The organism is Reichenbachiella carrageenanivorans, assembly GCF_025639805.1.
Classification (GTDB): Bacteria; Bacteroidota; Bacteroidia; order Cytophagales; family Cyclobacteriaceae; genus Reichenbachiella; species Reichenbachiella carrageenanivorans.
Map to the genome: position 1 here is coordinate 4,433,370 of NZ_CP106735.1, position 23,351 is coordinate 4,456,720.

A 23,351-nucleotide genomic window follows, 5' to 3' on the forward strand; every position below is an offset into this window, starting at 1 on the left:
AATAACAATCAAAAAAAGAGCGGTCAGGATAAGAATCCTGACCGCTCTTTTTTTGCACTTAGTTGTTTTATAATTTCTCCAAAATGCTCTCCAACTGACCCAAATCTGCATTTATTTCAATCGCCACTTTTTCACGCTCAATATAGTCTTGTAAACGTTGTGGAATTTCTACCTTTTCGTCAATAATAGGCTCTACTACATCCAAAAACTTAGCCGGATGAGCGGTCTCCAAGAACACCCCTATACCATCATGATCTTTCATATACTCCTTCAGACCCAAGTAGCCTACCGCTCCATGAGGATCTAACAGGTATCCAGTATCACCATATACTTGTTTGATGGTATCGGCTGTTTGCTCATCGGAATAAGTATAGCCTTTGAGTTCATTTCTAAAATTGTCTACCTCGGCTCCAAACAGATCATTCATACGATAAAAATTGCTCGGATTACCTACATCCATAGCATTAGAGATGGTTTCTACAGATCTTCTTGGCTCGAAATTGCCTGATCGCAAATAAGCTGGCACAATATCGTTGGCATTAGCGGAAGCTATATATTGTTTGATAGGCAAGCCCATTTTCTTAGCGAGCAATCCAGCAGTCAAATTACCATAATTGCCACTAGGCACAGAAATATACAAATCCTTATCTCCTCCCAACATGGCATAAGTCCAGAAGTAATAAAATGACTGTGGCACCAATCTCGCCATATTGATAGAGTTGGCTGAGGTGAGATTATATTTCTCTTTAAGTTCCAAATTTAAAAAGGCATCTTTTACCATTTTCTGACAATCATCAAATGTGCCTTCTACTTCACAAGCCGTGATATTTTCTCCTAAGGTAGTGAGCTGCTGCTCCTGGATCTTGCTGATTTTCCCTTTCGGGTAGAGAATCACAACATTGATATTTTTCATTCCCAAAAAACCACTGGCAACTGCACTACCAGTATCACCAGAAGTAGCCACTAAAATGGTCGCTTTCTTGTCGCTTTGGCGTGAAAAATAGCTAAGACACCTCGCTAAAAACCTAGCCCCTACATCCTTGAACGCACAAGTAGGGCCATGATACAATTCCAATGCATAGACGTTGTCTTCGACCTCGACTAAAGGCAAATCGAAACTAAGCGTACCTGCTACTATTTTTCTTAGTTCCTCTTCAGGGATTTCGTCTTCGATATAACATTTGGCTACTTCATATGCAATATCGTGCAGCTCCATGTCATGGATATTTTCGAAAAATGCTCTAGGCAATTGTGTAATGGTTTTCGGCATGTATAATCCATTGTCATCTGGCAACCCTTGGAATATCGCTTTTTCGAAACTTACTTCTGGTACTTGTTTATTTGTGCTGTAATATTTCATTGATTTTTTAACTCTTCTATTCGCCAAACGAATAGATGGTTTACATTTTCTCTCCTTTAAACATCAGAATAGACTCTACAGATCCGTCTTTCAAATGTTTGAACTGCAAGCGGGTATCGTCTTTGAAAAACGCTTGCAATTTTTCTTCCGATTCAAAACTCACAATATGAATTTCGTAAGGCTTTTTTTCTTCCCCTGCCACATAGGTCTCTTGGGTTGGCCGTAAACGCTGAACCAATCGACCAGTATATTTTCCCATCAATGGAATTGCCTGATTTTCAAATGCATGAAATTCAGCTTCTTTCCCAGGTTTGATATATATGAGTTGGGTAATAAAAATCATAATTTCAAATGGTTCTTACTCCCTTTTCGCCAATCTTAGACATGTAGGTATAGGCCAAAATACCGACCTCGTCGTATTTCTCTTGCATCATAGACTTGATCTTGAGCGCCGTTTCTTCGCCTTTGCTAAACGCAAAAATAGAAGGGCCAGAGCCCGCAATACTGCAACCTAGTGCCCCATCGGCCAAAGCCTGCGCCTTTACATCATCGTACAGCGGGATCAATATTTTCCGAATCGGCTCTACAATCACATCGACCATCGAACGGCCAATCAAATCATAATTTGATTCATATAATCCAGCTACCAATCCTCCTACATTGCCCCACTGCTTTACGGCCATAGATAAGTCTACCTGCTTTTTCAAAATCTTCTTGGCATCTGTGGTTTTTACCTCTACTTGTGGATGCACGATGGTCACGTACAGATCCTCTGGCACGGGCAAAGACAAAACATCTAATGGCTCATAACTACGAACGAGAGTAAAACCACCAAGTAAATTAGGCGCTACATTGTCTGCATGTGCCTTTTTTGACACCGCCTTTTCGCCTTCCATAGCAAACTCCACCAGCTGCGCAGATGTATAGGGTCGGCCGAGCAATTCGTTGACAGCAAATACACCTCCTGCTGAGCTAGACGAACTCGTCCCCATGCCACTGCCAGGATTGATAGTTTTTTTGATTATAAACGAAAAACCTTGTTTACTGCCAACGGCATCCAACAGTGCTTGTGCTGCTACCGTAGCGGTGTTTACGGCAGGGTCTTTGGGCAGATCAAACCCTATGATCTCCTCAATAACCAATTGACCATCGTCTCGTTTAGATACTGTCATTTCCTCACCGATCCCATCTAAGGCAAAGCCTAGCACGTCATAACCGCAGCCTACATTGGCTACGGTAGAGGGTGAGAATATTTTAATTTTATCAGGCATAGTTTAGCTATTTGCAATTCGCATAATGTCTGCAAATATACCCATAGCAGTCACTGCTGCACCTGCTCCAGCGCCTTTTATCACCAAAGGCTGATCATCATATCTATTGGTATTGAACAGCACAATATTGTCGCTACCTTCCAGGATATACAAAGGATGTTCTTTCGTAATTTCTTTCAATCCTACCGAAGCCTGTCCATTGTCGTATGTAGCTACTACCTTCAACCTTGCTCCTTTGTCTTCGGCCTTTTTCACCAAAGCTTGAAAGTGAGCCTCGTGCTCTTCCAACTTAGCATAGAATGCCTCGTTGTTTTTGGTATTCATACAATCCTCGGGGATAAACGATTCGCTCTTGATGTCAGACAGTTCGGCCTCTACTCCACATTCTCTGATTAGAATCAGGATCTTTCGCATCACATCCACACCACTCAAGTCGATCTTTGGATCTGGCTCTGTATAGCCTTGCTCTCCTGCTTGCTTTACAATATCTACGAACTTGACCCCTGACTTGAAATTATTGAAAATAAAATTCAAACTACCTGAAAGAACTGCTTCGATCTTCTTCACCTTATCACCACTCTTAATCAAATCGTTGAGTGTGGTGATCACTGGCAAACCAGCTCCTACATTGGTTTCGTACAAGAATTTTGACTTGTACTCCCTTGCTGTGTTTTTCAATTCTTGGTAATTGTCGTAAGACGATGCACAAGCTATTTTATTGGGTGTCACTACGGAGATGTTTTTTCTCAAAACTCCATTATACAAGGCGGCAATATCTGCGCTTGCCGTATTATCTACAAACACACTATTGCGCAAATTCATCTCTTCGATAGACTTAATGAAAGCCGTATTTTCCATGGTCAAGTCGCTGCCCATCAGAAGGTCTTTCCATTTCGCTAAATCGATTCCTTCCTCATCGAAATACATTTTTTTGCTATTAGCCAAGCCTACAATTCTTAGATCGACGTGCTCGTTTTCTCTGAGATATTCTTTTTGTTTAGCTATTTGCTGAATCAACGTACCTCCCACATTGCCTATACCTACAAGAAACAGGTTGATTCTTTTCTTTTCAGAAAGGAAGAAACTTTCATGTAGTACATTGAGTGATTTTCTTAGGTGTCTTTCTTCGATTACCACCGTGATATTGCGCTCCGACGAACCTTGAGCGATAGCTTTTATGTTTACACCATTTTCACCTAATGCAGCAAACATTTGCCCACTGACGCCTACATGGTCGCGCATTTTATCCCCTACCAAAGCTACTATGGCCAGATTTTCTTCCACCTCTAGTGGATTCAGCTTTGTGTAGACTCAATTCGAATTGAAATTCTTCTTCGATAGCAGCTCTACTTGCTGCTACATCGTTGCCGTCTATCCCTACACAGATCGAATGCTCAGAAGATGCCTGTGTGATAATGATCACATTTACTTTAGCCTCGGAGAGTGCTTTAAACAGCCTAAAAGAAAATTTAGGGATACCTATCATGCCACTACCTGACAAGTTGAGCAAGGCAATATTTTTCACACTCGACAGGCCTTTTACGAATTGCTTCGAGCCATTAGCATCGGCACTAATAGTCGTGCCAGCGTCGTCTGGTCTAAAGGTATTTTTAATCTTGATTGGAATATTCTTATCCAAGGCAGGCTGGATAGTCGGCGGATAGATCACCTTGGCTCCAAAGTGAGAAAGTTCCATGGCTTCTTGATAAGACAGCTTTTCTATCGGGTGTGCAGATGATACTGCTCGTGGATCTGATGTCATCATACCACTCACGTCTGTCCATATTTCGAATGTATCTACATCCAAGGCTGCTGCCAGAATAGCTGCTGTATAGTCAGACCCTCCTCTACCTAGCGTGGTAGGTACGTTGTCGGTGTTGGAAGATACAAAGCCAGGACAAACTACAAGATCAGAAGAAGTTGCAAAAAATTCCTTGATATTTTTATTGGTCGTCTCAAATGCTACAATGGCATTATTAAAGTTGCTATCGGTTTTGATCATTGCGGCACTGTTGCCCCAATCGGTAGTCAAACCCTCTGCATTGAGAAAATCTACGATAATATTAGAAGACAAAATTTCTCCCATGCCTAATACACGATCCAAAGATCTTGGCGATAGTTCCCCAATCAAAAAGATACCTTTCATGATATCCTCTAGGTCATTGAGCAATATTTTAGTTTTGCTCAAAGTGCCTGACTGGTTTTTCACAGGGAGCAATTCCTTTACGGTATCGAGATGTCTGGTTTCTATTTTAGCAAACAGTTCTTGGTATGATTCGTCGCCAGCTGCGGCCAAGTCACTGCACTCATGGAGCAGATTGGTCACGCCCCCGAAGGCAGAAACTACACATACTTGTTTTTCGCTCTTCCCAGCTGATAATATATCCTTTACCACTCTCAGATTATCCGGGGTACCTACGGATGTACCTCCAAATTTCAACACTTTCATTCTTCTAGATTTAAGATTCGAGCGTTAAGCATGCCGCTTAATACTCCTATTTATTTTCTGTATTCCAAACCTTCGCTTACTACAAACTAAACTAGGGTTCGATTTTTAATGATTTACTTTTTCAATGAGTAAATGATTTAACCAAACATTGACTCAATCGTTTGCTTATACCAAATACTGCATCAAGTCTGGTTTTTCATTGAGGTATTCAAAGACGAAGCTTTTGGCTTTCAGTCGTTCGAACAACTCACTCAAACTGTCTTTATTCTGCAGTTCTAAACCAATCAATGCAGGACCATTTTCTCTGCTGTTCTTTTTCGAATACTCGAAATGAACAATATCATCGCCAGGCCCAAGTACCTCTGTCAAAAATTCTCTCAATGCCCCCGCTCGCTGCGGAAAACGAATGATAAAATAATGTTTGATGCCTTCGTATAGCAATGACCTTTCTTTTATCTCTTCTGTCCGAGTAATGTCGTTATTGCTACCACTTACGACACAGACTACGTTCTTGCCTTGGATTTTATCTTTGTAAAAATCCAAAGCTGCCAAACTCAAAGCACCAGCTGGCTCTACTACGATCGCTTCCTGATTGTAGAGCTGCAAGATCATTGTACACACTTTTCCTTCTGGCACAAGCACCAGTTCATCCAATCCGTCTTTGCATATCTCTAGGGTTTTGCTACCTACTTGCTTCACCGCAGCACCATCGATAAAAGTATCGATCTTGTCTAGCATCAGGTTGTTGCCCGCAGCTATAGACTCTTTCATAGCTGGTGCACCAGCAGGCTCTACACCTATGATTTTGGTGTTGGGTGACAAAGTTTTGAAAGCGGTGATCGCTCCAGAGGCTAATCCTCCTCCTCCTATTGGCACAAACAAATAATCTATTGGCCCATCGGCATCTTCCAATATTTCTAAAGCTACTGTTCCTTGTCCTTCTATTACTTTTTCATCGTCGAATGGATGAACAAAGGTGGCTTTATTTTTTTCACAAAAAGCCAATGACTCTCGGTACGAGTCATCGAAAGTATCTCCCGTGAGCACCACATCGACCATATCTTTACCAAACATTCTGACCTGACTGATCTTCTGCTTAGGTGTTACATTGGGCATGAAAATAGTGCCTCGGATACCTAGCTTCTGACAGGAATAGGCTACTCCTTGAGCATGGTTGCCCGCACTAGCGCATACGATACCATTTTTGCTTTCTTCTTCGCTAAGACTTGAGATTTTATTATAAGCGCCACGAATTTTGTACGAACGCACGGCCTGTAGGTCTTCTCTTTTGAATGACACATTGGCGTCGAACCGCTCCGAAAAATTTAAATTTTTCACCAGCGGTGTACGCACCACTACGTTGTTCAATTTCAGCTTTGCAGCCTGTATGCCTTCGTATGTGGGTACTCTTAATTCTGCTTCTAACACTCCCATGATTCTATCTTCTTATGCCACTAATTCTTTTTCCACGTCTGAGGTACAAAATTCGTTGATGGCGTCAGCTATTTTGCTAAAAGTCTCGTGTAGGACTTCTTTATTCTCTTCTAATAGAGTGATTCTGAATCCTCTCAATTCGGACTGAAAGGAAGACAAAGGCACTACGCACACACCTTTTGCGGCCAGTAAATAATACACAAACCGTTTGTCTGGCTCTCCTATACGCTCCACCCATGACTCTGCTAGTTCTTTGACCGCAGGGTCTTTAATTTTCAAGGTTTGCATGTTGTTCAACACGCCATCTTTAAATACTATGGTGTTATAAAACGCTCCGTTGGTCTTATTAAAAGTAACGTAAGGAAGGTCATTCAAATACTGAGAAATGATCTCACTGCGTTCTGCGATTTCCATTCTACGCTCGGCCAAATACTCCTGATATTTGGGATGCTCCTGAATGATTGGCAAAGCCTTTTGTGGCAGCGTAGTTGAGCATACTTCTACCATTTTGGCATTTTCCAAAGTAGCACAATACTTGTTAAATTCCTCGTCTACATGACGGTTGTAAAACTCCATCCAACCACATCTGCTCCCTGGCCATGGGCAATCTTTCGAAATTCCTTTGAGGGCTATACCTGGTACCTCTCCCAATACTTCGGCCAATGCTTTGGTCTTGGTGTCGTTGTAAATGATGTTGGTATAGATTTCATCGCTCGCGATGAAAAGATTAAATTCTTTTGCTATCTCTACGATCTTTAGCAAATACTCTTCTGGGTAGACCATTCCTGTAGGGTTGTCTGGGTTAATGATCAATATCCCTACGATATTCGGATTATACTTCACCTTTAGACGCAAGTCGTCTAGATCTGGATACCAGTTGTTTTCTGGATCGAGATTGTATGTGAGTGGCTCCTTATTGGAATGCGCTGCTTCTAACGCAGAATGCGTAGAATAAGCAGGAGACGGCCCTATTACTCTTGAATAGGGATTCAAAAACTGATACAGTTTGCCGATAGCATCTCCCAGTCCGTTGAAAAACAAGACATCATCAGAGGTGATTTGCACACCTCCTTTTTTATTGTTTTTAGTTGCCAGATATTGTCTGGTTTCTAACACCCCTTTGGAATGACAATACCCATAGGTGCTGTTTTCATTGACTAGGTTGGTCAATATCTCTTTGATCCATGCGGGTACTACTGCATTTTTCAATATAGGGTCTCCAATGTTTTCCCAATAGATCCGCTGGCCGAGTGCTTGTAGTGCTTCGGCTTTCTTGACTATGTCTCTGATTTCATAATCGAGCTGACTGGAACCTTCGTGTAATAGTACTTGGCGCATCTTCTTTAAGTAGTTAATATGCGTATCGAATAGCTAGACCAAAGGCCTAAATATTCGATACACCTATCTCATGTCTATTTTAATAATCTTTTATGCTCAGCTCATTGGATCTGGTCTCTTCCAATTCCTTGATGTATGCTTCCGTTTTACGTTTGGACTTGGAAATGGCTACTCTGCCTGATCTCACAAATTCTAACAAGCCTAACGGCTCCAATTTGCGATACAAATCCTGCGTATCTTCCATATGCCCTGTCTTCTCTATGATGATATGATCTGCTTCAATAACCAAAATCCTTGCGCCATTGTTTCTCACCAATGTCTCAATCTTGTTTCCATTTAGGAATACAGATGTTGGCACTTTGTACAAAGCAAGCTCTTGATAGTAAACTTCATCTTCTTCGTAGACAAAAGCGCCCAAAACATCGATCAGTTTCCTGAACTGCTTCACGCAATTGTCCACCTTATCTTTCGACGTAGTGACTACAATCGTGAAGCGGCTGATGCCTTTGACTTCAGTAGTAGAGACGTTTAAAGAGTCTATGTTTATTTTCCTTCTGGTAAGGATAATTGTCAGGTTATTGAGTAATCCCGCTTTGTCTTCTGTCAAAACGGACATTGTATATTGCTTTTCCACGTTCTTTTCTGTTTTTAAGCTTCCAATTTGATGTTAGACACGGATTCGCCCGTAGGAATCATCGGGAACACATTTCCTTCTTTTTCTACACACACCTCCAATAGATAAGGACCGTCGTGCTCTAGAAACACCTCAATGGCAGTTTCTAGTTCGGCACGTTTATCCACCTTGTTACAAGGAATGCCATAACCTTTAGATATCATTTGAAAATCTGGGTTAGTCATTTCTGTAAAAGAGTATCTACGATCGAAAAATAACTCTTGCCACTGGCGAACCATACCCAAGAAGTTGTTATTCAAAATCAAAACCTTCACCCCTATTTTACTTTGAAAAATGGTTCCTAGTTCCTGAATAGTCATCTGGAATCCTCCGTCTCCGATTACCGCAATCACTTGCTTGTCCAATCGCCCCAGTTTGGCTCCCATAGCTGCTGGCAAGGCAAATCCCATCGTCCCCAATCCTCCCGAAGTCACGTTGCATCGTGTATCTTCGAATTTGTAATAACGGCTAGCAATCATCTGATGCTGTCCTACGTCGGTCACGATTACAGCCTCCCCTTTGGTCTTTTCGGAAATGATACGAATCACTTCAGCCATTTTAACCTCTCCCGAGGTAGGGTGTAGATCTGCCTCTCCCACTTTTTCGAATTCGATGGCATCAAGGGCTCTAAATTCTGCCAACCACTCATCGTGACTGTTTTGCTCTACCTTCTTTTCCAATGCGATCAACGCCGCCTTGGCATCGCATACGATGGCCACGTCAGACTTTACATTTTTATCTACTTCGGCAGGGTCTATTTCGATGTGAATCACTTTGGCCTGTTTGGCATAAGTGTTCAAATCACCAGTCACCCGATCATCGAATCGCATACCAACAGCAATCAACAAATCACATTCGTTGGTTTTTATATTGGGAGCATAATTACCATGCATACCGAGCATTCCTACATATTGTGGGTGCTTATTGGGTACAGCAGACAATCCCAAAAGCGTAGAAGCCATTGGTATTCCTGCTTTTTCAGCCAAGGCGAGCAATTCACTTTGTGCCTTAGAGATCAGTACTCCATGTCCGACCAATAGCATAGGTTTTTTGGCTTCATTGATCAATTGAGCTGCGGCATCCACACTTGCTGATTCCATAACTGGAAACGGATGATAGCTTCTTATTTTAGTACACTTTTCGTATTCAAAATCGAATTCTGAAAACTGTGCATCTTTAGTAATATCTATCAACACAGGCCCTGGTCTACCAGAATTAGCTATATAAAAGGCTCTTGCGATCGCATAAGGGATTTCCTCTGCTTTGGTCACCTGATAATTCCATTTAGTCACAGGCATAGATATGCCCATTACATCAGTTTCCTGAAAAGCATCCGTACCTAACAAATGAGAGGCTACCTGACCCGTAATTGCCACGAGTGGTGTCGAATCGATCTGAGCATCAGCGATTCCTGTAATCAAATTAGTAGCTCCTGGACCAGAAGTAGCAAAGCAGACACCTGTCTTGCCTGTCACACGAGCGTATCCTTGCGCAGCATGCGAAGCGCCTTGTTCGTGACGTACTAAGATGTGATTGAGCTTGTCCATGTACTTGTACAACTCATCGTAGATCGGCATGATGGCTCCGCCCGGATAGCCAAAAATCGTATCCACACCCTCTTCCAACAAACATCTTAAGACGGCCTCAGAGCCGCTAATTCGTTGCGCATTGGTTTTTGGTTTTTCTTCTACTTCTAATGTTGATGTGTTCATTGTAATTAGATTCAAGATTTCAGAATCAAGAATCAAGATAATTTTATGTCTTGATTCTTGTGCCTAGATTCATTTTTGGTTACTCGTCAGTTACACAACCTTGTGAAGCCGACGATACTTGCTTGATATATTTTTTCAAAATTCCTTTAGTAGCCTTATATGCGGGCTGTACCCAAGCAGCTTTCCTAGCTGCCATTTCCTCGTCAGAAATTTTTAAATTCATTTCATTTTTCACTGCATCGATACTGATGATATCACCATCTTTGACAAATGCCAATGGTCCACCTTCTTGCGACTCTGGCGTAACATGCCCTACTACAAAACCGTGTGAACCACCAGAAAATCTTCCATCGGTAATCAAGGCTACGTCTTTGCCCAACCCTGCGCCCATTACGGCACTTGTTGGTTTCAACATTTCAGGCATACCAGGCGCTCCTTTAGGGCCTGATTGTCTGATGACGATTACTTCTCCTTTTTTCACATCTTTGCCTATGCCTTCAATCGCTTCAAATTCGTCGTCGTAGCATCTGGCAGGTCCTTCGAAGTACTCGCCTTCTTTGCCCGTAATCTTGGCAACAGCACCTTCTGGCGCCAAGTTTCCGTACAGAATCTGCAGGTGACCGCTTGGCTTGATTGGATCAGAAAACGAATGAATAATTTTCTGGCCTTCTTTTAATGACGGTCCTTCTTCGATGTTTTCAGCTAAAGTTTTACCTGTTACGGTCATACAGTCGCCATGCAAATAACCTTCGTGCAGCAAGGCCTTCATAACTGCAGGTACTCCACCTACGTAATGGAGATCTTCCATCAAGTATTTTCCACTCGGTTTCAAATCAGCTATAAACGGTGTGCTATCAGATATTCTTTGGAAATCATCTAGTCCAATAGGTACATCTACAGATTTCGCCATAGCGATCAAGTGAAGTACGGCATTGGTAGAGCCTCCCAAGATCATGATCAGTCGAATGGCATTTTCGAATGCTTCCTTGGTCATGATGTCTCTTGGACGCAAGTCCTGCTCCAATAGATGCCTTACTGCTTGACCTACTCTATAAGTCTCTAGTTTCTTGTCCTCGCTCTCAGCAGGGTTAGAAGAGGAAGAAGGCAAGCTCATGCCCATAGCTTCGATAGCCGAAGACATGGTATTGGCGGTGTACATACCTCCACAAGCACCAGGTCCTGGAATCGAGTTTTTGATGATCCCAGCATAGTCTTCATCAGATATGTTATTGGCTAGTTTCTGACCATAAGCCTCAAAAGCCGATACTATATTAAGATCTTCGCCTTTCCATTTCCCAGGTCTTACTGACCCTCCATAAACCATCAAACCTGGTCTGTTCAATCTACCCAAGGCCATGATAGAGCCTGGCATGTTTTTATCACATCCTACTACTGGCACTACTGCATCATAAAACTGTGCATTGACCACTGTCTCTATAGAATCTGCAATAATATCTCTTGAGATCAAGGAATACTTCATGCCTGTTGTTCCGTTGGAAATGCCATCGCTCACTCCGATCGTGTGAAATATCAATCCGACAAGATCAGCTTCGCGAACACCCTTTTTCACTTGATGTGATAGAATGTTGAGATGCATATTGCACGGGTTACCTTCGAATCCAGTGCTTACTATCCCTACTTGCGCTTTACTCATGTCCGCTTCTGTCATTCCTGTAGCATACAATTGCGCTTGTGATGCCGGCTGAGAAGGGTCTTGAGTGATCGTTTTACTGTATTTATTTAAACTCATGTTATTCGGATGTTAGACTCCAGAGGCGAGGCTTAATGTCTCGCTACAATTGATGTCCTATATTTTTATTAATTAACTCTTGTCTTGGTTCTTATTACACTAATGTAAAATCGCTTAGTTCGGCATTGCTCACTCGCTGACGATACATGAGAAACAGGTCATAAGCTACTGTTTCTTTCCAATCGGCTTTAAATTCCATGTCGTCGATCGATGCAATACTCGCTACCTCTGTAGCTGTACCTGTAAAAAAGGCTACTTCTGCTCCTTTCATTTCTTCGGGTTTGAATAGCTTTTCTACTACTGGATACCCCAACTCCATGGCATATTCGATGATGGTAGCTCTAGTGATACCTGGTAAGATATTGCCCAAAGGTGGTGTATAGATCACATCATCTTTTACAAAGAAAAAGTTTTGACCAGACCCTTCGGCTACATAACCGTCAGCGTCTAACATCAATGCTTCGTCGAATCCTTTCCGCTTGGCTTCATTGGAAGCCATGATCGAGTTGGTATAGTTGCCACTTACTTTGGCATCTACAGGGATCGATTTCGGATTAGGTCTTTCAAACGACGAGATCATTACTTTCAGTGCTTCGTCACCCAAGTATGGAGGCCAATCCCAAGCAGCCATCATCACATGTACTTCTCCACAAGAAAGCAGTTTCATATTGGCACCGAGGTATACCAGCGGGCGGATGTAGGCATTGGTCAAGCCGTTTCTATCTAGTAATTCATAAGAGACTTTGACTAACTCATCGACGGACTGAGTGATTTTAATATTCATTCTTTCGGCAGAATACTTTAGTCTTTCAAAATGTTCCTTGGCCTTGAAGATATTGGGTCCTGCTGCACCAGCATAAGAGCGTATCCCTTCGAAGACACCATTTCCATAATGCATGGTCTGGCTAAACAAGTCAACTTTCGCTTCTGATGCCTTTACCCATTGTCCGTCAAGGAAAAGGATCGAGTTGTCGTTGTAATACATAGTCTGTCTCTTTAGTTACTTAATTGATTCGATCATTGTCATAAAAAAAGCCTTACTCGGAGGAGAAAGGCTTTTTAGAATTTTTTAAAGTTCCAATATACCAATCTCACGACATACCAAAAATGGTAATAATCACGACGGCTAAGACGATGACAATAATCGCTATCATTTTTTGGGCTAACATTTGGGTATTAAGCTTCCATGAATAAATTCATTTCGGCGAACGCATAAAAAAAGCGTCATTCTGTTGGGAATGACGCTTTAGATTATCTTTTTAAACTATTGCATATCACTCCCGATCTGAGGTCACTGTGACCTCAATAATAATCGCTAATGCTATGACAATAATGTTCTTCATTTTTGTTGTTCTTTCGAATACCAAAGGTAGAACATTTCGTTTTTACCATCCTAACAATCTTAGCGATTTTTAATACGATTTTATTTAAGCTTCTAATACACTGCGATTTGCACGTATCAACTCCGCTATTTTATCTCCTACTTCTGTAGTCGATTTTGCATTTTCTTTATTCAAGTCTTCTGTCAAAAATCCTTCTTGAACAGCCTGGTTTACCGCAGCCTTGATGGCGTTGCTCTCTTCGATCAAATCGAATGAGTACTCCAATAGCATGGCTGCAGACAAAATGGCTCCGATAGGATTGGCTATGTTTTTGCCTGTAGCCTGAGGGTATGATCCATGAATAGGTTCATAGAGGCCCAAGCCACTACCCATAGACGCAGATGCCAACAACCCTAGTGAACCAGATATCACTGATGCTTCGTCAGTAATGATGTCTCCAAACATATTCTCAGTCAGTACCACGTCGAAATGTGCTGGGTATTGGATGATCTGCATGGCCGCATTGTCTACAAACATAAAATCCAGCTCTACGTCAGGATACTGTGGTGCCATTTCTGTCACTACTTGTCTCCATAGTCGAGACGTAGCCAATACATTGGCCTTGTCTACTAGGGTTAATTTCTTCCTTCTGTTTTGCGCAGATTTGAACGCCAAGTGCGCCACACGCTGAATCTCTGCCTCAGTATAAGTACACGAATCGAATGCGGACTTACCATCTTCTGATCTTCCTCTAGGCTGTCCAAAATATATTCCTCCTGTCAGTTCTCTAAAAACTACAAAGTCAACACCTTTGATTCTTTCTTCTTTTAAAGGAGAAAGAGAAAGCAAAGCTTCGAAGCTAGCCACTGGTCTGACATTGGCAAACAAGCCAAGATTTTTTCTCATTTTCAACAGCCCTTGCTCAGGTCTTACCTTGGCGTTGGGGTCGTTGTCATACTTAGGATGTCCAATGGCTCCAAACAAGATCGCGTCAGAAGACTTACAAACTTCTTCTGTCTCAATTGGGAATGGCTCACCTGTAGCATCGATAGCGATCGCTCCGATTAAAGCCTCTGTCTTTTCGAACGAATGTCCATAAACTTCTTCTACTGCTTCTATGACTTTTACTGCCTGAGCAGTAACCTCTGGTCCTATACCGTCGCCTGATAATATGGCTATATTTTTATTCATGTGTATATGATGTATTTTATTGCACTTGTCACACTCAAAGTCAATTAAGTACTTCGTTCAATTGTGTTTTTCAAATTTCAGCACCGAAGGCAAACAAGTAGCTTTTTCGTTCGCCCATGCATTGAGTGGATGATAAAAACTCACGACTATTAGGGTTTAAAGCTTTGGTTTTTGCTTCTTTTTGACCTGTTTTAGTCTCGTTTGTACTTCTTGCTTTATTTTTCATTTTCTTTTGTTTTAAAAAACCAATTCCTTGGTTTCGTATGCTGCTATCTCATCTGCTTTGCTGATTAGGAAGTCGATATCGTCGAATCCATTGGTCATGCAATGCTTCTTATAAGCTGTAATCTCAAAACTCTCAGCATCGTCGGTTCCTACAATCGAAATGGTTTGTGTAACCAAATCAACCGATACCTCTTGCTTAGGGTCTGCCTCTACTGCCTTAAATATTTTTTGCAAAAAACCTTCCGACACTTGTACTGGCAGCAGGCCATTGTTCAGCGCATTTCCTTTGAAAATATCAGCATAAAAACTAGACACCACAACTCTCAATCCTGAATCGTAAATCGCCCAAGCAGCATGCTCACGACTAGACCCACAACCAAAATTTTTACCCGCTACCAAGATGGTACCGCTGTATTTTGGGTTGTTCAACACAAAGTCTGGGTTGGGTTGATCGTTTTTATCATACCTCCAATCGCGAAACAAGTTGTCGCCAAATCCCTTACGATCTGTAGCTTTCAAAAACCTCGCTGGTATGATCTGGTCTGTATCTATATCTTCCACTGGAAGTGGATATACACTCGATGTTATATTTATAAATTTCTCCATTAGTTCATCAATTCTCTCGCGTCAGAAATATACCCATTGATGGCTGTAGCAGCCGCTGATAGTGGACTGGCTAGCATGGTTCTAGCACCAGGACCTTGTCTTCCTTCAAAGTTTCTGTTGGACGTAGACACACAGTAAGCACCTGCTGGCACTTTGTCTTCGTTCATTGCCAAACAAGCCGAGCATCCTGGCTCTCTTAGCTCAAATCCTGCTTCTTTTAGAATAACATCCAGTCCTTCTGCAATGGCTTGCTGCTCTACTTGCTTTGAGCCTGGTACAATCCATGCTTCAATATGATCGGCTTTCTTACGGCCTTTCACCAAGTCTGCTACTAATCTCAAATCTTCGATTCTTGAGTTGGTACAGCTTCCAATGAATACATAGTCTACTTTTTTTCCTATCAACTTCTGACCTGCTTCCAAGCCCATATAATCCAAAGATTTTTTGAAGTTGTCCGTAGCGTTTCCGTTAGGGTTTGGCACATTATCATTGATTCCGATTCCCATGCCTGGGTTAGTACCATAAGTGATCATAGGATCAATATCCGCCGCATCGAAGCTGTATGCTAAGTCAAACTGAGCACCTTCATCGGTTTTCAAACCTTTCCATTTCTCTACCATTTTGTCATATTCTTCTCCTTTAGGAGCGAATTCACGACCTTTGATATACGCATAGGTAGTCTCATCTGGAGCAATCATACCTCCACGAGCACCCATTTCGATACTCATGTTGCAGATAGTCATTCTGGCTTCCATAGACAAGGCCTCGATGGTATCGCCGCAAAATTCCACAAAATGACCTGTGCCTCCACTGGTAGAAATTTTAGAAATGATATACAAGATAATGTCTTTCGAAAGCACGCCTGGTTTCAATTGGCCGTTAATTTCGATTTTCATGCTCTTTGGCTTGTTCTGAAGAATACACTGAGTAGCCAAAACCTGCTCTACTTCACTGGTACCAATACCAAAAGCAATGGCTCCAAAAGCACCGTGCGTAGAAGTATGGCTATCTCCACAAACCATCGTCATACCTGGCTGGGTGATCCCCAGTTCTGGCCCGATCACGTGTACTATTCCCTGAAAAGGATGGCCCAAACCATATAGTTCTACTCCAAATTCATCACAATTTTTGATCAAAGTATCTACCTGATGTTTCGACAAAGCGTCTTTAATTGGTAGATGTTGATCTTTGGTAGGCACATTATGATCCGCTGTAGCAATGGTTTGCTTTGGGCGAAATACTGGTATACCTCTACTTCTTAATCCGTTGAATGCCTGAGGACTAGTTACCTCATGAATGTAATGTCTATCAATATACACTACCTGTGGCCCGTCTTCGACGTTGTGTACCACATGGCTATCCCAAACTTTATCAAATAGTGTTTTTGCCACTTCTTTTTTCTTTATTACAATTCTACATTCGTCATCAAATAGTCGCTAAGCATGCCCTTGAGCAATTGATCATCGACTACATCATGTTGATCTGCCACTTTCAAAAATGCGTGGTAGACGTTTTCCAATTCTTCTTTTGTGAGTTTCACATTGAGTTTTTCAACTCGATAATTCAATGCTGCTCTACCACTTCTGGCTGTCAATACAATCGACGACTCATCTACTCCTACTTCTGCGGGATCGATAATTTCATAATTGTCTCTGTTTTTGATTACCCCATCTTGGTGAATACCTGAAGAGTGTGCAAATGCATTGCTACCTACAATTGCCTTGTTTGGCTGCACAGGCATTCTCATGGTTTCTGACACGAGTCTAGACATCGCGTTGAGTCGGGTTGCATCGATATTGGTATCTGATTTCATCCAATTGTGCTTGCGCATGATCATGACCACCTCTTCTAAAGAGGTGTTGCCTGCTCTCTCACCGATACCATTGATCGTACATTCGATCTGACGAGCGCCGTTTTGGATACCTGCAATTGAATTGGCTGTAGCCAAACCAAGATCATTATGACAGTGTGTCGATATGATGGCCTTCTCAATGCCCTTCACGTTTTCCATGAGGTATTTGATTTTAGCGCCATATTCTTCTGGCAAACAATAGCCTGTAGTGTCTGGAATATTGACCACGGTAGCTCCTTCTGCAATCACAGCCTCTATGACTTGAGCCAAGAAAACATTGTCTGTACGGCCAGCATCTTCTGCGTAGAATTCTACATCTTCTACGTATTTTTTAGCCCACTTCACTGCTTGCTTGCTTCTCGCAATAATGTCTTCTCTTGTGGTTTTTATCTTAGTAAATACGTGCTGATCTGAAGTACCAATACCCGTATGTATTCTAGGTCTTTTTGCAAATTTCAATGCTTCAGCAGCACATTCTATATCTTTTTGAACTGCGCGAGTCAAACCACAAACGGTGGTATCTTTGACTAATTTTGAAATCTCGGTAACAGATTCGAAATCACCTGGGCTGGAAATTGGAAATCCTGCTTCTATAACATCAACCCCTAGGAGTTCTAATTGCTCGGCAATCAAGAGTTTGCCTTTGGTATCTAGTCTGCAACCCGGCACTTGTTCCCCATCACGCAGTGTAGTATCGAAAATGTGTATGCGATTGTCCATAGTTCTCTTTTAATTATGTCACAAAACTACGTAGCGACAATTCGCTAAAAAATGCCTATTATTTATTTAATTACGATCTCTAAAAGAATATATAATGCGTATTATTACACATAAATAGATATTAACGCATTTTTAATTACAATGTCTAAAGAAAGATCGGACGCTTTATTTTATTTAATCAAGTCTTTAAAGAAGAGTGAAAAACGGTATTTCAAGCTTACCATGGCCAACTCCGAATCGAAAAAATTTTCTAAGCTGTTTAATATCATAGAAACACAGACCTCCTTCGATGATGATGAAATACTAAAAGCTGACCCTTCCATAAAACCAACTCAGCTTTCTAATATGAAAGCACATCTATATACCAAGATCCTACACGCCTTGCGTGATTACAACGCCAACACACTCCCCAACATCAAGATTAGGGACATGATTGATCATGCGGAAATTTTGTTTAACAAGGGGCTATATAAACAATGTGCTGAGGTAATCAAAAAGGTAAAAAAAATAGCCATAAAAAGTGGCAACTTAGAGATGCAATTGGAAATATTGAAATGGGAGAAACAAGTGCTATTTCACACCGCAGGCAAAGAAAATCAAACTAGAACGAATGAAATCATAGCTGATGTACAGCGGGTAAACAACCGCATCAACAACATCAATTCATTCTCTAATTTGCAAATGAAATTGCAGTCTCTCTATCAGAAAATAGGCTTTATTCGAAACGAAAACGACTACCACAAAATTCAAAATGTATTTTCCGCCAGTCTACCTGTATTCGTAGAAGAAGAACTATCTAATAGCGAAAAAATAAGCCTCTACAACCTATACATTGGTTATTACTTTTTCTTACAGGATTTTAAAATGGGCTATCAATATGCTAGCAAACTGGTGGCACTATTCAATCATAATAAGGCTCTTATGAACTCGATGTTGGAATCGTATATAAACAGCCTAAATCATCTACTTATTGCGCAAAACAAGTTACTGATGTACCGTGAGTTTCAGGCTACGACAAGAGAGCTTCGATCGCTCAACAATCTCCCCTCTGCTCAACTCAACGAAAACATACGAATGAAACTACTCAAATACACCTTCGTGCATGAGTTTAATCGCCTGTTTTTGATGGGAGACTTTGAAAGAGGTGTCAAATTGATGGAGCGCATAAAGCCTGGCATGGAGCAGTTCATCAGCCAAATAGATATGCATTCAAAGGTAATTTTGTTTTACAAAACGGCTTGTTTGTATTTCGGAAACGACAACTACCAGACGGCTATCTATTGGCTTAATCAAATCATCAACTCCAAAGAGGCGGACCTACGGGCCGACATTCATGGCTTTGCTCGCATCCTCAATCTGATTGCTCACTATGAACTGGGCAACATGGAATTGATCGAATACTATGTGCGATCTACCTACCGTTTTTTACTCAAAAAGAAGGATTTGCATCAATACCAAAAATACATACTCAACTTTCTGGTACGCTTGAAAACCAACATCACACAAGAGGAATTGATCAAAAGATTTCGTCAATTGAGAGAAAATTTAATTCCACTCACCAAAGACCCATACGAACGACGAGCCTTTATTTATTTTGATATCATATCTTGGTTAGAATCCAAGATCGAAAGAAGGCCTGTACAAAGCATCATCAAAGACAAGGCGCTAGAGAGGCTTAATGAGATTTGATAAAAAAACGACATAAAAAAAGTATCCTAGCGGCCAGACTAGGATACTTTGCATGATACAAAAACAAAACTACTTAACGATTAAATTCTTTGAAATGAACCGAGAATGACTCAGGTTATTTCTTTTCTATTTTTTTCTTGATGCTATAAGCATCATTGTATACTTCGTATGAATAAGTACCTGCAGGCAGATTAGATACATCGTATCTTTTTACCGTTTTTACATCCTTTTTTACTGTTTCGCTATAAAGCGTAATACCTGCTTCATCAGTGATTACAATTTTCACTTTGCTATCTGCTGGATTCTCTAGCTGCACGAAAATCATATTACCATTTATGTTTACAATGTTTGCCTTTACTTCTGCAGTTTCTTTAGCGTCTGCTCCGTGGATTTTGGCAGTAGCTACTGATGACAAGGTCAGGGTGGCGATTACTAATAATGATAAAACTTTCATAGAGAATTATTTTTCGTTGTGTTTAATAATTACAAGGCAAGGATAGCGGCGAATCGCGACTGGAGAAAGCAAATTTCGGTGAGCTTCATTATTTTTAGGGTGAAATGAAGCAAAAAACAGATGAATTTATATGTGATTTTTACTCGTTATTTGAAATTAAATTATATCACATGTTTTATTATGTCATTCAGCAGTTTAAAAACACAAATACTCCTCAAAATAGACTTAATAATAGATTAAAACATGCAATTATATTTACACAAAGACAAGAACTGAGTCCAAAAAGCAATCAAAAAAGAATAATATTAAGATAATATTAATACAATATTAACACCTTATAAAGAGAGAAGTTGACAACACAAACCACTTACATTGAAGTCGTCTGCTCGTTGCACATGATAGGCCTCGCCTTTTTAGGATCGCATAAAATACAAGAAACGACTCCCTTAGCCAGGGAAACAAAACCAGTATAGAAACCCTCTTTAGAGATCAGCCTTTAAAGCTGAGCATTACACTGACTTTTCAATATTTGAATTTGAGTATTACTATTTAGAGCAAATGAAAGGAGAAGGCTAAGACAGACCATGACATAAAAAAAGTATCCTAGCGGCCAGGCTAGGATACTTTGCATGATACAAAAACAAAACTACTTAACGATTAAGTTCTTTTTGAAATGAACCGAAACCGGTTATTTCTTTTCTATTTCTTTCTTGATGCTATATGCACCATTATACACCTTGTAAGAATAAACTCCCGCAGGAAGGTTAGACACATCGTATCTTTTTACCGTTTTCACATCCTTTTTTACTGTTTCGCTGTAAAGCGTAACGCCTGCCTCATCGGTGATTACAATTCTTACTTTACTATCTACAGGATTCTCTAGCTGCACGAAAACCATGTTATCATTTCTGTTTACGATGTTTGCCTTTATTTCCTCAGTTTCCTTAGTACCTGCTCCGTGAATTTTGGCAGTAGCTACTGATGATAAAGTCAGGGTGGCGATCACGATTAACGATAAAGCTTTCATAAGAATTTGTTCTTCTTGTTTAATAATTATGTAGCAAGATTAACGGCGAATGGTGACTAGCGAAAGTAAATTCCGGTGAGCTTCATTATTTACAAGGTGAAATGCAGCCGTTTTCTGATGAATTTAGTGAAGAGAAATCAGACCAAAAACAAACACTAGAGCAATACATATTTAAACCTGCCACATGACATATTTTACACTACAAAAGGGCATATAAAAGAAATGAGACCTAAAAGGGCTTACTGCTAATCTTGGTTTTTAGTCTAACGTTACTGAGAGGTCGCTTGACAAAACTATCTATTCGTCAAGCTAATTTCACATTAGAAGCAGCTTGCTGGTAATAACAACACCAAAGTCCGAAATAGCAGAAAACACCTCAGCTAATCCAAACTTTGAACCGATCGAATACCCCCATTTTATCCTCCAAATTCACTCCTATCTCAAACACCCCAAATACTGCCGACCCCGTTCCTGTCATGGAGGCGTAGTCTGCACCTAAGTCCAGAAGTTGTATTTTTATTTTTTGAATTTCTGGGTGGGCGGCGAAGACGGTTTCTTCGAAGTCGTTGATCACAGTGCCTTGCCAAGATTTGGGGGATTGCTGGAGGATGGTTTTAAGATCGTATGCTGGCTCTTGGGGTGTGATGCCTGCAAAGGCAGTCTTTGTGCTCACATGGATACCCAGAAATACCACCACGATTGAATAATCGGACAAATCAATGCTGACATCCTCCATCACCTCTCCTATGCCTGTGACTAGCTTGGGTTTGTTGTCAATAAAGAAAGGACAATCCGCACCTAGTGTTTTGGCGTAAGCTTCGAGTTGAGTGTTTGTCAAACCTAATTCAAACTGATCGTTCAACAACTTCAAAGCAAAAGCCCCATCCGCAGATCCGCCTCCTAACCCTGCGCCCATAGGAATGACCTTGTGCAAGTGCATCTTCACAGGTGGAATGTCGTGCTTTTCTTTTAGGAGCTGATAGGCCTTCACACAAAGATTGCCGCTGCTGTCGCCTGGAATATCTAATCCAGATGAAGTAAACTCAAACTGATCCGCAGGTACAATTTCTAGTGCGTCCTTCCAATCGACGGGTAAAAAGCAAGAAGAGAGATTGTGATAGCCATCTGCTCGTTTGGAGGTAATGTTGAGGCCGATGTTGATCTTGGCGTTGGGGAAGGCAATCATGGCAAATATGATAGAAGTCGGGAGATGGATGTCCGAAGTGAAATAATCGAAGTGTAAAGAAATCCCCCGCGGCTGTGCAGCCCGCTGGGGATTTCTCCTTCCTACGTCAGTCGAAATGACGCTGTTTTAGTTTACTTAGTCATCTGATCGATGATGTCTTGCGTGATACCAGACGAAGAGAATCCGCCGTCGTGCATCAAGTTTTGCATTGTCACCATCTTGGTCAAATCTGAGAACATTGAGATACAGTAGTCTGCACATGCTGCAGCAGATGCATTGCCTAATGGCGACATCTTCTCAGCATAGTCCATGAATACATTAAATCCGCCTACTCCAGAACCAGCCGTAGTCATGGTCGGAGACTGGGAGATCGTATTTACTCTTACTTTCTTCAAACGTGCGAATCTTTCGCCATAACTACGAGCGATAGACTCCAGCATTGCTTTGGCCTGCGCCATGTCTGAATAATCTGGGAAGGTTCTTTGCGCCGCGATGTAAGTCAAAGCCAAGATAGAACCCCACTCGTTCATGGCGTCTTGCTTCTCAGCTACTGCCATCACTTTGTGAAATGAAATCGCAGAGATGTCCATGGTCTTGAGCATCCAGTCGTAGTTCAAATCGCCGTATTCTTTATTTTTCCTCACATTCGGGCTCATGCCAATCGAATGCAGTACGAAATCCAATTTTCCACCTAAAACTTCCTGAGACTTAGTGAATAAATTTTCCAAGTCCTCTACAGAGGTAGCATCTGCTGGAATCACTTCAGATCCACACTGCTCTGCCAATTGGTTGATCGCTCCCATACGCAAAGCGATTGGTGCATTGGTCAATGTAAATGAAGCACCTTGCTCGTGAGCTTTCAAAGCCACTTTCCATGCAATTGAATTTTCGTCCAAAGCACCAAAAATGATCCCTCTTTTTCCTTTTAATAGATTATTAGACATTTGATTTAGTTTCTATTTGTTATAAAATCGTAAAGATAAACTTTACTCCCTATTTCGTATTTAGTATTCAGTATTTAGTGGCTCAAGCTCCCATTTTAACTTTTCCAAAGTTCGTATTTCCAACACATCCGGATGAGATAATGAACCA

At 41.2% G+C, this 23,351-nt stretch carries 21 protein-coding genes; 1 reads left to right on the forward strand and 20 read right to left on the reverse strand.

The window, feature by feature from the left end; genetic code table 11:
* Window positions 1-67 precede the first annotated feature (67 nt).
* The 16 genes from thrC to N7E81_RS17960 all read right to left on the reverse strand — a co-directional run bounded on the left by thrC (window position 68) and on the right by N7E81_RS17960 (window position 17,903).
* Window positions 68-1,360: a threonine synthase gene (gene thrC, locus N7E81_RS17885; RefSeq protein WP_263050970.1), complete on the reverse strand. Its 1,293-nt coding sequence runs from the start codon at window positions 1,358-1,360 to the stop codon at window positions 68-70.
* 40 nt (window positions 1,361-1,400) lie between these two features.
* Entirely contained in the window at window positions 1,401-1,703 is a 303-nt protein-coding gene (locus N7E81_RS17890; RefSeq protein WP_263050971.1) for a DUF1330 domain-containing protein, read from the reverse strand.
* 4 nt (window positions 1,704-1,707) lie between these two features.
* Complete coding sequence (locus tag N7E81_RS17895; RefSeq protein WP_263050972.1) at window positions 1,708-2,631, reverse strand: homoserine kinase; 924 nt, start codon at window positions 2,629-2,631, stop codon at window positions 1,708-1,710.
* Window positions 2,632-2,634: 3 nt separating this feature from the next.
* Window positions 2,635-3,915: an ACT domain-containing protein gene (locus tag N7E81_RS17900; RefSeq protein WP_263050973.1), complete on the reverse strand. Its 1,281-nt coding sequence runs from the start codon at window positions 3,913-3,915 to the stop codon at window positions 2,635-2,637.
* Entirely contained in the window at window positions 3,875-5,080 is a 1,206-nt protein-coding gene (locus N7E81_RS17905; RefSeq protein WP_263050974.1) for an aspartate kinase, read from the reverse strand. Before N7E81_RS17905 ends, N7E81_RS17900 begins: the two co-directional genes overlap by 41 nt.
* Window positions 5,081-5,245: 165 nt before the next feature.
* Window positions 5,246-6,514, reverse strand: coding sequence for a threonine ammonia-lyase IlvA (ilvA, locus tag N7E81_RS17910; RefSeq protein WP_263050975.1), 1,269 nt, complete (start codon window positions 6,512-6,514; stop codon window positions 5,246-5,248).
* A 12-nt stretch (window positions 6,515-6,526) separates the two neighbouring features.
* Complete coding sequence (locus tag N7E81_RS17915) at window positions 6,527-7,852, reverse strand: pyridoxal phosphate-dependent aminotransferase (RefSeq protein WP_263050976.1); 1,326 nt, start codon at window positions 7,850-7,852, stop codon at window positions 6,527-6,529.
* A gap of 79 nt (window positions 7,853-7,931) precedes the next feature.
* Window positions 7,932-8,486, reverse strand: coding sequence for an acetolactate synthase small subunit (ilvN, locus tag N7E81_RS17920; RefSeq protein WP_263050977.1), 555 nt, complete (start codon window positions 8,484-8,486; stop codon window positions 7,932-7,934).
* Between the two features lie 14 nt (window positions 8,487-8,500).
* A complete protein-coding gene (ilvB, locus tag N7E81_RS17925; RefSeq protein ID WP_263050978.1) occupies window positions 8,501-10,237 on the reverse strand; it encodes a biosynthetic-type acetolactate synthase large subunit in 1,737 nt (578 codons plus the stop codon).
* Window positions 10,238-10,316: 79 nt separating this feature from the next.
* Entirely contained in the window at window positions 10,317-11,987 is a 1,671-nt protein-coding gene (gene ilvD / locus N7E81_RS17930; RefSeq protein WP_263050979.1) for a dihydroxy-acid dehydratase, read from the reverse strand.
* 94 nt (window positions 11,988-12,081) lie between these two features.
* The gene (locus N7E81_RS17935) at window positions 12,082-12,972 is read right to left on the reverse strand and encodes a branched-chain amino acid transaminase (RefSeq protein WP_263050980.1); all 891 of its coding nucleotides are present in this window, start codon (window positions 12,970-12,972) and stop codon (window positions 12,082-12,084) included.
* Between the two features lie 442 nt (window positions 12,973-13,414).
* Window positions 13,415-14,500 (reverse strand): 3-isopropylmalate dehydrogenase, encoded by a 1,086-nt coding sequence (gene leuB / locus N7E81_RS17940; protein WP_263050981.1) that lies wholly within the window; start codon window positions 14,498-14,500, stop codon window positions 13,415-13,417.
* A gap of 70 nt (window positions 14,501-14,570) precedes the next feature.
* Complete coding sequence (locus N7E81_RS17945; protein ID WP_263050982.1) at window positions 14,571-14,726, reverse strand: hypothetical protein; 156 nt, start codon at window positions 14,724-14,726, stop codon at window positions 14,571-14,573.
* A gap of 11 nt (window positions 14,727-14,737) precedes the next feature.
* Complete coding sequence (leuD, locus tag N7E81_RS17950) at window positions 14,738-15,331, reverse strand: 3-isopropylmalate dehydratase small subunit (protein ID WP_263050983.1); 594 nt, start codon at window positions 15,329-15,331, stop codon at window positions 14,738-14,740.
* Window positions 15,331-16,722 (reverse strand): 3-isopropylmalate dehydratase large subunit, encoded by a 1,392-nt coding sequence (gene leuC / locus N7E81_RS17955; RefSeq protein ID WP_263050984.1) that lies wholly within the window; start codon window positions 16,720-16,722, stop codon window positions 15,331-15,333. The genes leuD and leuC overlap by 1 nt, the downstream gene beginning before the upstream one ends.
* Before the next feature lie 14 nt (window positions 16,723-16,736).
* The gene (locus N7E81_RS17960; RefSeq protein WP_263050985.1) at window positions 16,737-17,903 is read right to left on the reverse strand and encodes a 2-isopropylmalate synthase; all 1,167 of its coding nucleotides are present in this window, start codon (window positions 17,901-17,903) and stop codon (window positions 16,737-16,739) included.
* 141 nt (window positions 17,904-18,044) lie between these two features.
* Here N7E81_RS17960 and N7E81_RS17965 point away from each other — a divergent pair, with 141 nt between their 5' ends.
* Window positions 18,045-19,592: a hypothetical protein gene (locus N7E81_RS17965; protein WP_263050986.1), complete on the forward strand. Its 1,548-nt coding sequence runs from the start codon at window positions 18,045-18,047 to the stop codon at window positions 19,590-19,592.
* Between the two features lie 115 nt (window positions 19,593-19,707).
* Here N7E81_RS17965 and N7E81_RS17970 read toward each other — a convergent pair whose 3' ends face one another.
* From N7E81_RS17970 to N7E81_RS17985, 4 genes are all read right to left on the reverse strand, one after another.
* Window positions 19,708-20,046, reverse strand: coding sequence for a T9SS type A sorting domain-containing protein (locus tag N7E81_RS17970; RefSeq protein ID WP_263050987.1), 339 nt, complete (start codon window positions 20,044-20,046; stop codon window positions 19,708-19,710).
* 688 nt (window positions 20,047-20,734) lie between these two features.
* Complete coding sequence (locus tag N7E81_RS17975) at window positions 20,735-21,073, reverse strand: T9SS type A sorting domain-containing protein (RefSeq protein ID WP_263050988.1); 339 nt, start codon at window positions 21,071-21,073, stop codon at window positions 20,735-20,737.
* 376 nt (window positions 21,074-21,449) lie between these two features.
* On the reverse strand, window positions 21,450-22,259 hold the full coding sequence (ispE, locus tag N7E81_RS17980; protein WP_263050989.1) for a 4-(cytidine 5'-diphospho)-2-C-methyl-D-erythritol kinase: 810 nt from the start codon (window positions 22,257-22,259) through the stop codon (window positions 21,450-21,452).
* Between the two features lie 131 nt (window positions 22,260-22,390).
* Entirely contained in the window at window positions 22,391-23,203 is an 813-nt protein-coding gene (locus N7E81_RS17985; RefSeq protein ID WP_263050990.1) for an enoyl-ACP reductase FabI, read from the reverse strand.
* Window positions 23,204-23,351: the final 148 nt, after the last annotated feature.

What these genes read in the sequence shown, in the direction of transcription:
- N7E81_RS17915 (WP_263050976.1), bottom strand. Translation starts at nt 7,852, where the DNA reads ATGCGCCAAGTACTATTACACGAAGGTTCCAGTCAGCTCGATTATGAA.
- leuD (WP_263050983.1), bottom strand. Translation starts at nt 15,331, where the DNA reads ATGGAGAAATTTATAAATATAACATCGAGTGTATATCCACTTCCAGTG.
- N7E81_RS17890 (WP_263050971.1), bottom strand. Translation starts at nt 1,703, where the DNA reads ATGATTTTTATTACCCAACTCATATATATCAAACCTGGGAAAGAAGCT.
- ilvA (WP_263050975.1), bottom strand. Translation starts at nt 6,514, where the DNA reads ATGGGAGTGTTAGAAGCAGAATTAAGAGTACCCACATACGAAGGCATA.
- N7E81_RS17975 (WP_263050988.1), bottom strand. Translation starts at nt 21,073, where the DNA reads ATGAAAGCTTTATCGTTAATCGTGATCGCCACCCTGACTTTATCATCA.
- ilvB (WP_263050978.1), bottom strand. Translation starts at nt 10,237, where the DNA reads ATGAACACATCAACATTAGAAGTAGAAGAAAAACCAAAAACCAATGCG.
- ispE (WP_263050989.1), bottom strand. Translation starts at nt 22,259, where the DNA reads ATGATTGCCTTCCCCAACGCCAAGATCAACATCGGCCTCAACATTACC.
- N7E81_RS17965 (WP_263050986.1), top strand. Translation starts at nt 18,045, where the DNA reads ATGTCTAAAGAAAGATCGGACGCTTTATTTTATTTAATCAAGTCTTTA.
- leuB (WP_263050981.1), bottom strand. Translation starts at nt 14,500, where the DNA reads ATGAATAAAAATATAGCCATATTATCAGGCGACGGTATAGGACCAGAG.
- N7E81_RS17935 (WP_263050980.1), bottom strand. Translation starts at nt 12,972, where the DNA reads ATGTATTACAACGACAACTCGATCCTTTTCCTTGACGGACAATGGGTA.
- N7E81_RS17895 (WP_263050972.1), bottom strand. Translation starts at nt 2,631, where the DNA reads ATGCCTGATAAAATTAAAATATTCTCACCCTCTACCGTAGCCAATGTA.
- N7E81_RS17945 (WP_263050982.1), bottom strand. Translation starts at nt 14,726, where the DNA reads ATGAAAAATAAAGCAAGAAGTACAAACGAGACTAAAACAGGTCAAAAA.
- N7E81_RS17985 (WP_263050990.1), bottom strand. Translation starts at nt 23,203, where the DNA reads ATGTCTAATAATCTATTAAAAGGAAAAAGAGGGATCATTTTTGGTGCT.
- N7E81_RS17905 (WP_263050974.1), bottom strand. Translation starts at nt 5,080, where the DNA reads ATGAAAGTGTTGAAATTTGGAGGTACATCCGTAGGTACCCCGGATAAT.
- ilvD (WP_263050979.1), bottom strand. Translation starts at nt 11,987, where the DNA reads ATGAGTTTAAATAAATACAGTAAAACGATCACTCAAGACCCTTCTCAG.
- N7E81_RS17970 (WP_263050987.1), bottom strand. Translation starts at nt 20,046, where the DNA reads ATGAAAGTTTTATCATTATTAGTAATCGCCACCCTGACCTTGTCATCA.
- thrC (WP_263050970.1), bottom strand. Translation starts at nt 1,360, where the DNA reads ATGAAATATTACAGCACAAATAAACAAGTACCAGAAGTAAGTTTCGAA.
- N7E81_RS17960 (WP_263050985.1), bottom strand. Translation starts at nt 17,903, where the DNA reads ATGGACAATCGCATACACATTTTCGATACTACACTGCGTGATGGGGAA.